Origin of the sequence: Mesobacillus jeotgali (assembly GCF_031759225.1) — a bacterium.
Classification (GTDB): domain Bacteria; phylum Bacillota; class Bacilli; order Bacillales; family Cytobacillaceae; genus Mesobacillus; species Mesobacillus jeotgali_B.
Genome location: NZ_CP134494.1, coordinates 4,357,877 through 4,373,658, shown reverse-complemented (window position 1 = coordinate 4,373,658; position 15,782 = coordinate 4,357,877). Strand labels below are relative to the sequence as shown.

General features: G+C 44.4%; 17 protein-coding genes and 1 pseudogene. 15 read left to right on the top strand and 3 right to left on the bottom strand.

Going from position 1 to position 15,782, the window contains the following annotated elements:
* The first annotated feature begins 522 nt into the window (after nt 1–522).
* The 10 genes and pseudogenes from mreB to RH061_RS21800 all read left to right on the top strand — a co-directional run bounded on the left by mreB (nt 523) and on the right by RH061_RS21800 (nt 6,649).
* On the top strand, nt 523–1,527 hold the full coding sequence (mreB, locus tag RH061_RS21845; RefSeq protein ID WP_311072862.1) for a rod shape-determining protein: 1,005 nt from the start codon (nt 523–525) through the stop codon (nt 1,525–1,527).
* A 199-nt stretch (nt 1,528–1,726) separates the two neighbouring features.
* Nucleotides 1,727–2,545 (top strand): flagellar hook-basal body protein, encoded by an 819-nt coding sequence (locus RH061_RS21840; RefSeq protein ID WP_311072861.1) that lies wholly within the window; start codon nt 1,727–1,729, stop codon nt 2,543–2,545.
* Between the two features lie 65 nt (nt 2,546–2,610).
* On the top strand, nt 2,611–3,459 hold the full coding sequence (locus RH061_RS21835) for a flagellar hook-basal body protein (RefSeq protein WP_311072860.1): 849 nt from the start codon (nt 2,611–2,613) through the stop codon (nt 3,457–3,459).
* A 19-nt stretch (nt 3,460–3,478) separates the two neighbouring features.
* Nucleotides 3,479–3,742, top strand: a complete 264-nt coding sequence (locus tag RH061_RS21830; protein WP_311072859.1) for a DNA-directed RNA polymerase subunit beta — start codon at nt 3,479–3,481, stop codon at nt 3,740–3,742.
* An 89-nt stretch (nt 3,743–3,831) separates the two neighbouring features.
* Complete coding sequence (gene fabZ / locus RH061_RS21825; RefSeq protein WP_311072858.1) at nt 3,832–4,254, top strand: 3-hydroxyacyl-ACP dehydratase FabZ; 423 nt, start codon at nt 3,832–3,834, stop codon at nt 4,252–4,254.
* Between the two features lie 580 nt (nt 4,255–4,834).
* On the top strand, nt 4,835–5,257 hold the full coding sequence (locus RH061_RS21820; protein WP_311076498.1) for a hypothetical protein: 423 nt from the start codon (nt 4,835–4,837) through the stop codon (nt 5,255–5,257).
* The gene (locus tag RH061_RS21815) at nt 5,250–5,483 is read left to right on the top strand and encodes a type II toxin-antitoxin system HicA family toxin (RefSeq protein ID WP_311072857.1); all 234 of its coding nucleotides are present in this window, start codon (nt 5,250–5,252) and stop codon (nt 5,481–5,483) included. Before RH061_RS21820 ends, RH061_RS21815 begins: the two co-directional genes overlap by 8 nt.
* A gap of 148 nt (nt 5,484–5,631) precedes the next feature.
* A pseudogene (locus tag RH061_RS21810) lies at nt 5,632–5,871 on the top strand (hotdog domain-containing protein); the annotation flags it as partial.
* 67 nt (nt 5,872–5,938) lie between these two features.
* Nucleotides 5,939–6,100, top strand: coding sequence for a hypothetical protein (locus RH061_RS21805; protein ID WP_311072856.1), 162 nt, complete (start codon nt 5,939–5,941; stop codon nt 6,098–6,100).
* A 249-nt stretch (nt 6,101–6,349) separates the two neighbouring features.
* Nucleotides 6,350–6,649 (top strand): hypothetical protein, encoded by a 300-nt coding sequence (locus RH061_RS21800; RefSeq protein WP_311072855.1) that lies wholly within the window; start codon nt 6,350–6,352, stop codon nt 6,647–6,649.
* Between the two features lie 85 nt (nt 6,650–6,734).
* Here RH061_RS21800 and RH061_RS21795 read toward each other — a convergent pair whose 3' ends face one another.
* The gene (locus RH061_RS21795; RefSeq protein ID WP_311072854.1) at nt 6,735–7,172 is read right to left on the bottom strand and encodes a YwpF-like family protein; all 438 of its coding nucleotides are present in this window, start codon (nt 7,170–7,172) and stop codon (nt 6,735–6,737) included.
* 260 nt (nt 7,173–7,432) lie between these two features.
* Here RH061_RS21795 and ssb point away from each other — a divergent pair, with 260 nt between their 5' ends.
* From ssb to RH061_RS21780, 3 genes are all read left to right on the top strand, one after another.
* Nucleotides 7,433–7,843 carry a single-stranded DNA-binding protein gene (ssb, locus tag RH061_RS21790; RefSeq protein ID WP_311072853.1) on the top strand — a complete coding sequence of 137 codons (411 nt, stop codon included), beginning with the start codon at nt 7,433–7,435 and terminating at the stop codon, nt 7,841–7,843.
* Nucleotides 7,836–8,042 carry a hypothetical protein gene (locus RH061_RS21785; RefSeq protein ID WP_311072852.1) on the top strand — a complete coding sequence of 69 codons (207 nt, stop codon included), beginning with the start codon at nt 7,836–7,838 and terminating at the stop codon, nt 8,040–8,042. The genes ssb and RH061_RS21785 overlap by 8 nt, the downstream gene beginning before the upstream one ends.
* A 280-nt stretch (nt 8,043–8,322) precedes the next feature.
* Entirely contained in the window at nt 8,323–8,883 is a 561-nt protein-coding gene (locus RH061_RS21780; protein WP_311072851.1) for a hypothetical protein, read from the top strand.
* 38 nt (nt 8,884–8,921) lie between these two features.
* Here the strand turns inward: RH061_RS21780 and RH061_RS21775 are convergent, their stop codons facing one another.
* Both RH061_RS21775 and RH061_RS21770 read right to left on the bottom strand, forming a co-directional pair.
* Nucleotides 8,922–11,747, bottom strand: coding sequence for a DEAD/DEAH box helicase (locus tag RH061_RS21775; protein WP_311072850.1), 2,826 nt, complete (start codon nt 11,745–11,747; stop codon nt 8,922–8,924).
* Between the two features lie 182 nt (nt 11,748–11,929).
* The gene (locus RH061_RS21770) at nt 11,930–13,564 is read right to left on the bottom strand and encodes an SWIM zinc finger family protein (RefSeq protein WP_311072849.1); all 1,635 of its coding nucleotides are present in this window, start codon (nt 13,562–13,564) and stop codon (nt 11,930–11,932) included.
* A gap of 280 nt (nt 13,565–13,844) precedes the next feature.
* On the opposite strand from RH061_RS21770, the gene RH061_RS21765 reads away from it, so the two are divergent.
* Entirely contained in the window at nt 13,845–14,507 is a 663-nt protein-coding gene (locus tag RH061_RS21765; RefSeq protein WP_311072848.1) for a hypothetical protein, read from the top strand.
* 14 nt (nt 14,508–14,521) lie between these two features.
* On the top strand, nt 14,522–15,754 hold the full coding sequence (locus RH061_RS21760) for an efflux RND transporter periplasmic adaptor subunit (protein ID WP_311072847.1): 1,233 nt from the start codon (nt 14,522–14,524) through the stop codon (nt 15,752–15,754).
* Nucleotides 15,755–15,782: the final 28 nt, after the last annotated feature.

Genomic DNA, 15,782 nt, shown 5'->3' with positions numbered 1-15,782 from the left:
ATTCTTTTTTTATAGTGGAACCCGTGCCTGAAAATCCATCCCCACTATCTCCATCCCCATCTCCATCATCATCCGAATCATGTTCTTCCTTGCCGATGCTGTCGGGGGCGGAGGACGGGTTGCTTATATCGGGTGCATCACCTCTCTGCGAGGATTTGCGCATATTTTTGATGATTATATAAGTGAAAAACAAAACGATCACTACTGCTGCAATTAATAACTCCATGGAATTCCTCTTTTCTGCATTTTTTCTATATTACCATTTTACAAAAGATCCTGTTAGTCATTGCAAATATGACAAATTTCTGCAAAACTCTTCAAATTTTTTTACAGTTAGTTACTTATTTATTACAAATGTGATAAAATAAACAATTAGGGTAGAATATGGTTCGCAGATTGCGGCAGCGTCTGTGTAATCTCGGACATCGATCTATTTTTACATAGATGAGGAGTTTCGACAGCTGAGATAACGAGGCTAAATCAGCCGCAGCCAGCGCATTTGTCAAGGAGGAAAAAAGAAGAATGTTTGCTAGGGATATCGGGATTGACCTTGGTACAGCCAATGTGTTGATCCATGTTAAGGGCCGTGGAATTGTCTTGAATGAACCGTCTGTTGTGGCGATTGATAAGAATACGAATAAGGTTTTGGCTGTTGGGGAAGAGGCGCGCAAAATGGTTGGGCGTACGCCTGGCAATATCGTAGCGATTCGCCCGTTGAAAGATGGAGTAATCGCAGATTTCGATGTAACGGAATCTATGCTTAAGCATTTCATCAATAAATTGAATGTAAAAGGCTTCCTTTCTAAGCCGCGCATCCTGATTTGCTGTCCAACAAACATCACAAGTGTTGAGCAAAAAGCAATAAAGGAAGCAGCTGAAAAAAGCGGCGGCAAGAAGGTTTATCTTGAAGAAGAGCCAAAGGTTGCAGCAATTGGCGCTGGCATGGATATCTTCCAGCCTAGCGGCAACATGGTTGTGGATATCGGGGGCGGAACGACAGATGTAGCTGTCCTTTCCATGGGAGACATCGTTACGTCTCAATCGATTAAAATGGCTGGCGACAAATTCGACGCTGAAATTTTAAACTACATTAAACGTGAATATAAGCTGTTGATCGGTGAGAGAACAGCTGAAAATATCAAGATTCAAATCGGTACTGTCTTCCCAGGCAGCCGCAGCGAGGAAATGGAAATCCGCGGCCGTGATATGGTGTCAGGACTTCCACGCACAATTTCCGTTCGTTCCGAGGAAATCGAAAAGGCATTGAAGGAATCAGTCGCTGTGATTGTTCAGGCTGCAAAAACAGTGCTGGAGAAAACTCCACCTGAATTGTCCGCTGATATTATCGACCGCGGCGTCATCCTGACTGGCGGCGGTGCATTGCTCCACGGCATCGATCAGTTGATGCAGGAAGAGTTGAAGGTGCCGGTATTGGTAGCTGACAATCCAATGGACTGTGTTGCAATAGGAACTGGTATCATGCTAGATAATATCGACAAGATTGCAGGACGTCGCAGAATCGTATAAAAAAAATCTGGATTTTCCTAGGTGAAACCGCCTCAGGAGTCCAGATTTTTTTGCTTTTTCACCAATATTTCTGGAATAAAACCCAAAATCCTACATTTTCCTGCAAATTTTTAATGTTTCTTGCCGATATATTTCTTATAATAGAGAGTAGTGAAAAAATTTCCTGGTTACTAGGGATTTTTCCAATAGAGGTGGAACTATGTTCAAAGGATTTTACACAGTAGCTTCTGGGATGCTTGCACAGCAGCGCAGGACGGAAATGCTGACGAATAATATGTCTAATGCCAATACGCCAGGTTACAAGGCGGACCAGGCGGGAATGAGGGCTTTTCCGGAAATGCTGCTTCAGCGCTTTGATAAGCAGCATATCCCAACTGAAAAGGGCCTGAATTTGCCGTTCAACAAGGAGATTGGCACAATCAATACAGGTGTATACATGCAAGAAGCAATCCCGAAATTCATCCAGGGTGATTTGCGCGAAACAGGGCGGAAGACGGATGTCGGATTGCTGGATATAAATATGCCTGAAAATGGCTCGGTGTTTTTTACAGTGCGAAACACAGATGGCACGGTTCGGTATACAAGGAATGGGAATTTTACGATAGATGCTCAGGGTTATTTAACAACTGGAAGCGGACACTATGTGCTGGATTCAGCTGGGCAACAAATCCAGCTCTCGAGCGACCGTTTTACAGTAAATGAAGGCGGCATTTTAACCGGAGAGAATGGAGAAACTGCGGCTCTTGGCGTTGCCTATGCGAACAATCCGCTGCGGTTGATAAAAGAAGGTGATGGACTGTTCCGTACAGAAGATGGCGGTCAATTGCCAACTGCTGTAGGAGCTGACGGTGTCCAATTCAGGATGCAGCAAGGTTTCCTCGAACAATCCAACGTCGATATCAGCAGGACGATGACCGACATGATGTCAGCTTACCGGGCATTCGAAGCAAACCAGAAGATTCTCCAGGCTTATGATAAAAGCATGGATAAGGCTGCGAACGAAATCGGAAGGCTATAGTATTCTGGATCAAATTTTAAAAGGAATCGCTCACCTATACAAGGAAGCGTATTGAGGTATAAAATATGAACAGAACAATGATCACCGCAACCAATACATTATCACAGCTGCAAAAGCAAATGGACATGATTAGCCACAATCTCGCCAATATCGATACAGCAGGATACAAGCGCCGTGAAGCGTCTTTTACTGACCTGCTTGTGCAGGAATATCGCAACCAGCCTAATAATGCGCTTGAGCCGCAGAACCGGATGACACCATTTAACATTCGCCAGGGTACGGGTGCGCGTCTTGGCCAAATCCAGATGATCCTTTCACAGGGCAGTTTGAAATCGACCGGACGTGACCTTGATACGGCATTTACGGCAGAAGGGCAATTTTATCGGGTGATGGTCCAGAATGAAGATGGCAGTTCAGCGATGCGTTTGACTAGAAATGGTTCCCTTTATCTGTCGCCGCTGTCTGATACTGAGTCAATGCTTGTCAATAGCGACGGGCATGCTATTCTAGATGAGAACGGCCAGCCAATCACGATAACAGGTAATGTAAAGAACATTAAAATTAATGATAAAGGCCTTTTTATAGCTGAAATGTATGATGGGACAAGCCGAGAAGTGAATCTTGGTGTAATATTGATAAATAAGCCTCAATTTTTAGAGCAAAAAGGGGCGAATTTGCTTGGGTTACCAGACAATCTGGCTGAACTTGGCGTTACCGAGGAAGAGGTCATGACGAACCTGACAGGCCCTTTGAGGAATCAAATCGCCATCCAGCAAGGAGTCCTTGAGCAATCAAATGTAGATATGAGCAAAGAAATGACGGATCTAATCAATGTACAGCGGAGCTATCAGTTCCACTCGAAATCGATTACACTGGCTGATCAAATGCTCGGACTAGTGAACGGAATCCGTTAAGAGGGGAAGAACAATCAGTATGGCTTTGAACAAGAATAATCAAGAAGCAATAACGCGTGAAGCAGTGAAAAAAGAAAAGAAGCAAACACGCGAGAAAAAGAAAAGAATCCGGGTTCGCCTTATTCCGATCTGGCTTCGGATTATTATTGTGATCCTCCTGTTAGCCGCAAGCGTCGTGCTAGGTGCCATGTTCGGTTATGGTGTAATGGGCAGCGGCAAAGCGAAGGATGTTTTTGAGAAGTCAACCTGGACCCATATAATTGATTTAGTAAATAGAGAATAATTTTTCGAAAGGAAGGGAGATTTCCCTTCCTTTTTATTTAGTTTTTTTAGTACAATGGTTAGTAGATATTAGTAGGAGGTACTAAATAAATGATGGACATTACCCAAATCAAAGAAATCATCCCGCACCGCTATCCGTTTTTGCTTGTTGATAAAATTATTGAAATTGAAGAGGGAAAAAGGGCAGTCGGCATCAAGAACGTGACCGCTAATGAGGAGTTCTTCAACGGGCATTTCCCTGATTATCCGGTCATGCCAGGTGTGCTGATCGTGGAAGCATTGGCCCAGGTTGGAGCAGTTGCGGTTTTAAAGCTTGAAGAAAACCGAGGTAAAATCGGATTCTTCGCCGGCATTGATAATTGCCGTTTTAAGAGACAGGTAAAACCGGGTGACCAGCTTCGCCTTGAAGTGGAAATGATCAAGCTCCGCGGCCCGATTGGAAAAGGTAAAGCCGTCGCTACAGTAGATGGCGATTTGGCTTGTGAAGCCGAGATTACCTTTGCGATTAAATAAAATTTTGAGGGAGCCCAACGCAAAGTGTTGGGTTCCTTTTTTACATAATTGGGAAGAATGTGCAATTATGGCGATTGATTGTGCAATTATTGGTGATGTCGGTGCAATTAATCGTGATTTTGGTGCAAATCTGATGGAGAACGGTGCAATTATTACCCTTTACTAAGAGAATAATTTTTCCAGCCAGTAGACCCACTAAAGAGGTATATGTCATCCAGTTTGTCATGGTTTATATGAGACTTATTCTGTACAAAAATACATCTACAGAAAGCTGTATACCTTTTCTTTAATATGTAAAAGCGAGCAGGAAGTGTTAATACTGAAATCTCCATAAGAACCCCCTTTTTATCCCGATTATAACAAACGTAGGAGGAAAATATTAATAAAAACCAAACGGGTTACTAATAGGAATTCATACAACAAGTAAAACCAGGTAGGCTTTGTTTTCAATAAAATCCTCCGAAGTATAAGTTCTCTTTTCGAGGGAAATGAATAAAGTGTTAGTAAATGTACATTATGTACAGAATGTACACACTGTACATTATGGCATAATTTGCTATAATGAGGAGGAAAGGGAGTGATGATAATGCAAGATTTGTTATCCGCTACTCAAGTTCGCGCAGACTTTAGCCGGTTCGTTGATAATGTCGTTCATGTGAAGCCATTTGCAGTTAAGCGCAATCGAGATGTATTTTGGTCAATTTCACAGCAGATTACATTAGAACTTTTAGCAGGCTATAGTATCGCAGTCGAGTATGAGCAAGAAGAAGATGGAAGTTTCTCCGGTTCTTTATTGCCACTGAATGATATCGTTTGTTATGGCGACACATTTGAAGAGATGATTGAAGATGCAGCATTACAGTTAATTGATTACGCTCAAGATTACTACAAAGATTTTGCCCGATACTATAACGCCCCTAATCGAAAAGACCATTTACCTTATGTCCTTAATGTTCTGACTCAAGAGAATTTAGACGGAGTAAAAGGTCTTATACGTGGCTAGTTGGAAAGATCTGAGAAGGTTTTTAGAAAACGATGGCTATGTCCTAGTCAGGCATGGCAGAGATGACATCTATGAAAAAACTATGTCAAATGGGGAAATTAAGCGTGTTAGGGTATCAAAGGGAACTGGGGAGATAGGCAAAGGCTTATTCGCAAGAATCTTGAAGCAGCAACTAGATGTCAACAAAGAATATTTCAATGAGAGACTTAGCAAAAAGAGCAAGTAAGAGACCTTTAGTAGGTCTCTTTTTGTTGTATTAGGAATCAGCAATATGAGGAAGTTTCAGGTATGTAAAATAAATTACATTAATAAAACAGGAAAATCGTTTCTGAATGAACACATTAAATGAATACATTTGCCACTCTATATAATTCGAAGCTTTAGCGCAGGTTGAAGCAGTTGCCGTTTTAAAGGTTGAAGAGAATCGGGGCAAAATCGGCTTCTTCGCCGGCATCGACAACTGCCGTTTTAAAAGACAGGTAAAGCCAGGCGACCAGCTTCGCCTTGAGGTAGAAATGATCAAGCTGCGCGGGCCGATTGGAAAAGGAAAAGCCGTCGCTACAGTAGATGGCGAATTGGCTTGTGAAGCAGAGATTACATATGCGATTAAATAAGTCTTTGGAGGGGCCCAACTTAAATGGTTGGGTTCTTTTTTTACATAATTAGGAAGAATCTGCAATTATGGCTATTGTTTATGCAATTATTGGTGAATTACGTGCAATTAATCCTGATTTTTGTGCAATTAAGATGGGAAATCGTGCAATTATAAATTTTTATTTAGAGAATAATTTTTCCAGCAAGGGTATTTGGCTCTTTTTAAGGCTATTAACCTCTGAACTATAGGTCAGTGTAAACATAATTGCGGAAATAATCGTTTTTTCACTCTAAGTTACGCCTTTTGCGTAGTAAAGAAGTTCGGTTTTGCTTTTGTTTGGAAAACTGTTTTGTACAAACATCGTTTAATCCAGTAAATTATTTCTCAACGCAATTTTTTTACAAAATAATGCAAGTTTTTTTCATTGGTGGGCAATCTAACTGCAGACCCGTGCAACAGGTCTCAAAAATACCTATTAATGAAAGGGGCTTTTACTCATGAAGAAAAAGCTATTAATGTTAATCGGTGGCTCATTGCTATCGGCTATGTTCCTTGCTGGCTGTGCGAATGACCAGGATCCTCCAGCGGAAGAGGATGTGGATATCGAGAATCCGGCTGATGACAACGGCAATGTCGACGATGACGGCATGATCGATGACAACAACGGCAACAATGGTGAAAACAATGACGTCAACACTGAAAATGATGGCGACATGATGGAAGACAACAATGAGCCTGGCGAAGATGCTGTTGAAGACCAACTAGATATGAACGACGAGAATAATAACGATCAATAATGGCAAAAGGGCAGGTGTGCAAATTCCTGCCCATTCTTTTTGCAGATTTCGCCAATAAAAAAACTCCAGCATATCAGCGGGAGTTTCATAACACTTTTTTCGGCTGCAGAATCTGCGGCCTTGTTATGATTTTTTCCTTGAATTCTGCTAGCAGTTCTTCGCCTTTGTAGCCTTTATCCATAAGGTACTCCAGCAATTTTTCCGGATAATCGCTCTTCGGTTTGGTGAGTTTTCCCGTTAGGAGGATGCTGGCATGGCCCTTCAGCTTCTTCACGCAGCATACTTTTGTTAAAAATGCTGCCGGGTCGTTTTCTGGTTTGGTGATGACGACTTGGACGATGATTTCTTTGTCGTTGTCGCAAGCATCCTGGAAATAAGGAATGTATTTATGATCGGCAAAAACCTCGACAAGCCAGGTTCCTTTTTCATCCTCTTTATTGATAATCAGGCCGTCTTCCATTTCGATATCCACTAAAGCATCATCATCAGCAAGCTGCATTGAAATCAACTTAAACGTCTTCATGTCAACCACCTCCCATAATTCTTGTCCAAATTATAACACAGTATGATTCGAAAGCGAAAAAAAGCCCATTTGTCGAAAGAAAAATTCCAGAATTGCTAAAAATCAATTTTGAGGATATCCGGTGTATAGAAAATTCAATTACTAAAGATAAAACTGCTAATGTGACGCAGATTTTGCAGACGAAAATACGATTTTCGACATTTTACGGCAGCTCTAAAAAGGAATATCATCGAGGTATCAAGGAGAAAGGAGATGAAAAGGTGATCAATCAAGTTACACTAGTCGGCAGACTGACTAAGGATCCAGACCTCAGGTACACTCCTGATGGCAAGGCAGTATCAAATATTACGCTTGCTGTAAACCGGCATTACAAAAATGCCAGCGGGGAAATCGAAGCTGATTTTGTCCACTGCATCCTCTGGGGCAAGACGGCCGAGAACACGGTGAATTACTGTAAAAAAGGAGCAGTGCTAGGTGTCACTGGTCGAATCCAGACGAGAAACTATGATAACCAGGAAGGCAAACGTGTCTATGTGACAGAAGTGGTTGCAGAAGGAGTCAGATTTTTGAGCTCAAAACCTGCGGGAACTAGGGAGACGACACAGCAGGCTCCTCAAGCACCACGGCAGCCTCAGCCTGTTCCACAAAGAGAGGAGCTTCCTTTTGCATAATGAAACCGACACAATCGAAAAGCTGCTAGTCAGCCTGATTAAAATGGTTGGGAAAAACAATGAGAAGATCGACGAACTCACCAAGCGTGTCCGCCAGCTCGAAATCGCCTCTAAAGAACAGCAGATCAATCGAGTCTACTCCTTTATTGCCGAACCACCACGACCTAATTCCAATAGAAAAGAATATGTGCGGAAATAAGAATAAACAACACTTGCGAATTTTTCCTCATCATTCCCTCACAAAGGACCTATAAGAGATAAATCCAATAAACCCGATCTCCAATAAACCCTCTAATTTTGATGCCGGCTGATTAAGTCGGTTTTTTTATGTTGAACATCGAATCTCTCAATCAATATTGAATAGAAGAAAGGAGTTTCCTAAACAGAAGTAAAATTTCACTCTGTTTTCAAATTTATGGAAGGTGTTAAACCTATATTATGCGAATATATCATATAGTTATTTCACAGGGGGGCACTGTATGAAAAAAGTAATGTTATTAGGCTTTATAGCAGCCGCAGCAGGATTAATGATCTTTACAGGTTACGAACGGATGTTGGAAGCAAAGGAGCAGGAGAAAGATTTTGTCCATTTGAACTACCTTCCTGTTGTCCGTGTCGGTGAACAAAAGTTAAAACTATATGAATACGGCCAGTGTAAAGAGGTAAGCGAGAAAGAGGAAAAAACAGAAGTTGGCCCGAGTTCATGTGAAAATGTAACTGAGGAAGAAGCGCTTGAAGGAAAAATAGCGGCTGAATTTGATATAGGTTCAAAGCTTACTGTAAAAAAAATCATGCCGTCCGGCGAGCTGGAATTCAAAGAAGGACCTGGAGGGGGAGTAAGAAGGAGTGTATCTGGGGGGTACACAAAAGATGGTCATAGTTTGGGACCTGGAGAAATAAAGCTTATATTTAAAGATTTTAAGAATGAATACCTGGAAACAGTCATATTACCGAAAGAGCCTGGTTATTTTGTGGGAAGAATAGATTTAGGTACGCCTTCAGGGCACAAAAATTATGTTTTTCATTTTTATTATAGGTAGAGGCACAGGGATTGTGAACTGCTCCCTGTGCTTCTTTTTTATGACAAAAACACCAACTCATGCAGTTCATCGGTCGACAGCTCGGTGATCCAGCTGTCGCTCTGGATGATCTGGTCGTTCAGTGACTGCTTCTTCTCGAGCATGGCGTCGATTTTTTCCTCGAGTGTTCCGGTGCTGATCAGCTTGTGCACGTGCACGAAGCGGCTCTGTCCGATGCGGTAGGCTCGGTCGGTTGCCTGATTTTCGACGGCCGGATTCCACCAGCGGTCGTAATGGACAACATGGTTTGCTGCAGTCAGGTTCAACCCGGTGCCGCCGGCCTTCAGAGACAGCAGGAACACAGGGAATTCGCGGTTCTGGAATTTCGTGATCAATTCATCCCGCTTCGTCTTCGGCAGGCTCCCGTTCAGGAACGGAACATCAATGCCGAATTTCTTTTTCAGCGCGGCCTGGATCATCTCGCCCATTCCAATATACTGGGTAAAAATGATGCAGCTTTCTTCCTGTTCGAGGACAGCGCTCACCAGCTCGATCATCTTCTCCATCTTCGCAGAACGGTCGACCAGCTGCTTCGGATTCTCCTCTTTCAAATACAAAGCAGGATGGTTGCACAGCTGCTTCAGCCTGCTCAGCAACTGTAAAATCAAGCCTTTGCGCTCGAAGCTCGATAGCGTTTCAATCTGGGCAAAGGTGTCTTTTACAAGCTGCTCGTATAAAGAAGCCTGCTCCGCAGACAGCGGGCAGTATTCCTTCTGTTCGACCTTGTCAGGGAGGTTCAGCGCCACTTCTTCATCCTTTTTCGTGCGTCTCAAGAGGAAAGGCTTGATCAGAGACTGAAGCTGGCGGATTTTTTCCTTCTTGTCTTCTTTTTCAATCGGCAGGATGAACTGCTTCTGGAACTGCCCCGCGCTGCCAAGATAGCCGCGGTTGGTAAAATCGAAAATCGACCACAGCTCAGACAGGCGGTTTTCCATCGGCGTTCCGGTCAGGGCGATATGGTGCTTGCCCTTCAGCTTCCTCACCGCACGGGACTGCTTCGTATCGGCATTCTTGATATTCTGTGCCTCGTCAATGGCGATGCTGCTCCATTCAATGCTTTCAAGATCCTCGAAATCGAGGTGCGTCAGGCCATAGGAGGTCAGCACGATATCCGAGCCTGTAGCTTCTTCGGTAAAAATGGTGCCCTTCAGGCGGTTCGGCCCGTAATGAAGGTGGACGCGCAAATCAGGCGCGAAACGTTCGATCTCTTTCTGCCAGTTTCCGAGAACAGAAGTCGGGCAGATGATCAACGCGGGATGATCGCTGTTTTCCTGCTCTTTTACCGACAGAATATAAGAAATCAGCTGAATCGTTTTCCCAAGTCCCATGTCATCGGCAAGCAAGGCGCCGAATCCATATTTCCGCAAAAACAGCAGCCAGTTCATCCCGAGCTTCTGATATGGGCGCAGCTCACCATGCAGGCCAGCAGGGACCGGCATATCGGGGATTTCCTTCGTTTCCGACAGTTGCTTCATCATCTGCTTCCAGTGGCGGTTCAATTCAATCTGAATTTTAGCGAATGCCCTTGGGTCCTCGATTCCTTCTCCGTCTTCTTCCTCATCAGATAGCTCCTGCTGAAGCAAATCGCGGATGTGAAGCCCTTCCTTATCCGCTTTTTTCATCAAATCCTGAATCTGGCGGATGAAGCCATGGTCAAGCTTAATCCAGCGGCCTTTTAGATAGACAAGGCGACGCTTTTCATTCACGAGGCGCTGGAAATCATCTTCGCTCAAATCTACACCATTCATCGAAAAACGCCAGTCATAATCAAGCATCGCATTCAATCCGACGAATGAGCGGCGGTAGCCAGTCTGGCCCTTCAGACGCGCCTTCACCTTGAGGTTCGCGTTCTTGATCGCTTCCCACCAGGAAGGAAGTAGGATTTCAATACCGAGCGCAATCAGCGTTTCACTCACCTCGGTCAAAAACATCCAAGCTTCATCCTCGGTGAGAGTCGACTTCAGGCGGCCGTCCTCCTCAATCCACGGAAAAATCGATGCCAGCCGCTTCTCTTCATCCTCAACTTTATCGCTATATAAATCCCAGCCGGCAGGATAGCTTTCATAGTCCCGGGCTTCAATCAGCATCGGTTCATCCTTGCCACGCAAAAATAACCCAAGCTTCCAGTCACCGAGATCATCCATTGGCTCCTCGAGGCGCATCCCAATCGAGAATGGAGCCGGATTGTCCTTCAGGCCAATCCATTCAAGCCAGCGATCTTCGTCAAAATAAGCAGCCAGCTGCGAAGCTGATAGCTGCTTTTTCCGCAACACATCAAGCTTGTCGCCAAGCAAGTACTTCATCGTCTCATTTTCATGGAAGTAGGACTCCAGACTATGATGAAATAGGTCCGCTACGAAATCACGCACCGGCAAATTCTCGTCATTGATTTTCAACGATTCCTCCCAGAATGGCTCATGGAATTCATCTAACACGCTCTCCGGAAGTTTCCATCGGAAATCCTCGCCATCAAGCTGGGTAAAATCAGGATGCCACTCCTTCGCGAGGATCGCATCATAAATCGCATGGGCCGTCGACAGGCAAATATCGCCAAGGTCATCCCATTCCCACTCAACAAGCCGATTGAAGCTCTCCTCGCCAAACAGAGTCACCAGCTGCCAGGCGCTCAGAGTCACTCCCTCGGCAACGCCCCATTTGTCAGACTCCAGCATCGTCCCATAATAACTCTCTTTATGGCGGAAAAAGAGAAGCTTCTTCCACTCCGAGAGCTTAAGGTCAAAACCCTCAAAATCCTCAGCACTCAAAAAATACCGCCCGCCCGTAACCGGCAGCACATCTATATGAATCTGCTTAATCTCAAGCATCAAAAGCACCTCCTTGGGACATGGGGACGGTTCTCTTGTCCCAGTCGTTCTGCTAAATTAAATACTTCCGTCACTCCACCTCAATCAGCGTGCTTTGCGCACATTCTTCATGAAATTGGAGCAGGGGGACGTACCCTGCGCTTCCTTCGTTTCGCTAAACTAAAGGAGCGAAAGGTACGTCCCTATGCTTCTTCCACCTCAATCAGTTTGCTCCGCATACATTCTTCATGGAAAGCCCTCAATCGTTTTGTCCTCACGAGCAGTTTTTCAAAGAAATCTTCCCATTCTGGGACGCGCTTCAGTTTTTTATAGACCGTGCGGAGTTTTTTGAGCAAACGTGCGGCCTGCTTGTAGCTGCTGCGGTTTTTCATTTCAACTAAATCGCCGATCATCTGGTGATACAGCGGGATCAGGACTTCAGGAGCTACTTTTTGTAAAACCTTAATCCGCTCGTTTGAAATCGAATTATATTCAAAGCCAAAGTAGGACTGCAATTCGCCCCATTGTTCGTATTGTTGTTTTTCAAATAAGGAATCTTCATATTCATAAAAACTATATGGCATTGCCTGTGCCAGCGCCCGGTCGTACAGTTCGCCGCGGCCGATCTCACGCGTATAAGTCCCGACAAGCTTCAACGCATAACGGGTGAATTTTTTACAAGCATAATAATCACTCAGGTGCTTCAGATAATTCCGCAGCTGCTGGACGAGGTATTCGATGAATGGTCCCATCCGGTTCCACTCACGCTGCACGCGGAAGCCGTCAAGCCAATAAAACATATATGGAAGCGAACCTACATGAAGAGCAGTGAATCGCTTCAACGCTTCTACGTCTTGCTTGGCTAGAACAAGTTGATGAATCAAAGCAATCTCCTCGACCAGATCCCGCTTGTCATCGCCAAATGCTTCAAGTCGTGCCAGCTCGGCATCACGCCAGCTCCCATTTTTAAAAAGTTTTTCCCATAACAGCCGATACAAATCAATCCGGTCATAGCCAACAGATGCATCAGGCATCGTCAAGCCAATACTCTCATCCTTTAGCTCTTCCAAAAACGTATCAAACGAAAACGGCATTGTCCCATAAGCTAGGCGCTCGACATATTCCTCTGCATCATTGAACAAATCCTCGAACAGCGGCCGGTAATAGCGATCCATTGTCGGCTCTTCTTCGTGTCCGAATTCACGGGCCAAATCAGTGAGCAGATTAAAAGAATGGACCGATGCTGCAATCATATAAAGGTTTTTCCAAACAGCCTCCAGCGGAGCGGATACCTCAACGCGGCGAATATAGGAACGGAACAACCCAGGTACGACATAGGCTTTCGGCTCGCCCTGGCCCTTGACGATGTCCTCGAAGCTCTCCCGAAAGGAAGCGGCCCAGCTATCATAATCATGTCCCGTCCGAGTATCCTTTTTCACCAGATCCTTCGCACGCTGCAGTCCCCATTTTTCCGCGTTCAGCTGTTCCTTGGCAGGCTTGCGCCAGGCTTCGACCCAGTCGGAAACACTGGCCACATCACTATAAGCCTGGAAAAACGCAGCAAGACGGTGGCGGCAAAAGGAATTAGCAGGGCAGGTGCAGCTGCTCTCCTCAGGCTCCGCAACATTTATGTACACACGAACCGGTGTCACGTCCTGGACCGTCGCCCAGATCGACTTCACCATATACTTCAAATGGTGGACGGTCCCCTGGCGATAAAGCATCAGCCCCTTTTGCACAAGACGAGCATCCTCCTCGACCTCCGATTTGAGCATTCTATTCAATTTTTCAGCAGCTTCTTTAAAAATCGGTGCCTGGTGATCAGGTATGACAGCCACAGCCATTCCTCCGTTCATGCAGCTCTATTCGTTCTTTTTCCAAATGTATTCCAAAATTCGACATGTATGTATGACAAGCTTTGTTAAAATCAGAATAAGAAAAAAACATATTCTTCTATTATACCCAAAAAAGGGTCATTCGAGGAGAGGGGAATCTGTTGAAACAAATTCCTGGGACTTATCGTCCAACTTTTACAGAGGCATTGGTTAATATTTCAATTATAGAAATGCTTCCTATAAAATAGAGATAGACAAGCCATAACGATCTGGGGGACTAGAGATGGAGAACAGAATAGAAGTATTCCGCGGACTTTTCAACCATAACCACTATACATATAAGCTAAGAGGTGCTGAAAGATTTCCTGGAGTCTGGAAAAAAACAATCCTGTTCATCCTGTTGAGCGGGCTAATTTTTGGTTTTAGCGCCTATTTAGGCGTGGATTCTGAGTACCTATCGAAAAAACTCACCTCGATCCCTAGAGCAGAGTATGAAATGAACAAATCCCTGTTCCTTGCAGGGCAAATCCTTCAGGGACTGGTATTTGGCGCCATCATGCTGTTCCTGCCGGCGCTGTTCTTCTGGACGGTGACTGACCTGGAGTTCAAAAGATTACTGACCATCCAGTTATTCGTCATGCCGATTTTGTTTCTTGAAAAATTCTTGTTTGTCCCGATGGCCGTTTATCTCGGCCTGACCAAAATATCATCACCGTTCTCTTTCGGGGTAATCGCTCAACACATAACAGGAAATGATTTCGTTATCCATTTTCTTGCTTACATATCAATCTTCAAAATCTGGGCTATTTTCATAGAATATAAGTATTTAAAAGTACTAACAGACAAGAATCCGAAAATCATCTTGCTGCTGATTCTCACGATTCACTTAATCATCTGGCTTTTCGCAGCACTTTTTTCATTCATCCAGATGGATAAAATTCTTTGAGGGAGGGGCATTACATGAAGAAAAAGACAGCCATCCTAATGTCTGCAGGCATTCTATTTGTATCCGGGAACCTTTACTTAGCCCTCAAGGATGACAGCAAAGCCTCACGCTCCTCCTACATCAATAGCTGGGCAAAGGTAGGGAAGGAGACGATGACCGAGACCTTGCATGCAGCAGGTGTCGTCACTCCACAGGAAGAGCACCATATCTATTATGACCTCAAATCCAGCGAGTTCAAGAGCTTTCTTGTAAAAGAAGGTGACGAGGTGGATGTCGGAACTCCGCTTTTTGAATATTCATCCGATAACATCGATCGGGAATTGGCCAGGCTTGAGGCAGAGAAAGACCAGCTGGAAACAGAAGTGACATTGCTTGATGAGCAGATCCAGCAGCTTCTCTATCTGCAGACCGTTTCGGCCTCGACCACTGACAATAGCTTGCCTGTAGCAGGAGGTACGACAGCGAGTTCGTCAAACGACTTGATGAACGTATCGATTGAGAAAGAAATTTATGACAAAGAACTCGAGAAAAGCAGGGCGGAGGCTGAAATCGAAAAATATGATGATATGATCGATTCCTATGATGGAAGCGACCAGCTTGAAATCAGCAGTGAAGTGACAGGTTCTGTGAAAAAAATCAATTATGAATTAAACAACCCAATTGTAACGATTATCTCGGACACTCCGAAAGTAGAGGGGACTTTTTCAGAAAGAGACCTAAAAGATGTCCAGGAAGGCATGGAAGTCTATGTGAAATCCGACCTGTTCAAGGGTACGGTCGGCGGTACTCTTACGAAAATCGCGAAGCACCCTGAAATCGATCCATCTGTAAAAAAAGAAAGCCAATTTCCGTTCGAGATCGAGCTTGAGCTGGAAGAGGAGGAGCAAGAGTTCGTCCATGGAACCCATGTCGATGTCTCCGTCGTCACCAACCAGGTAGTCAATGCCGCTGTTGTTCCTGGTAGGTCGGTGGAAAAGGGGAAGAAAAACAGTTACATCTATGTGCTGAATGAGGTGGGGAAGGTTGAAAAACGTAAAATCACCAAGGGCATAGAGATTGGCGGAAAGACCGAAGTGAAGAAAGGTGCTAAACCTGGAGAACTTGTCGTACGCAAACCGGAAAATGTCCAGGATGTAGACAGCCCATTCTTCAGCAAACTAAAACCTTCCACACTAGCCAAAAAGACATTCAAAGAAGAAGGAAGACGCAACCTGTTCAAACAAGTTATGGTTGGATTCTTTAAATAAAATTAAGGGACCCCCCCTATGTGTAAAA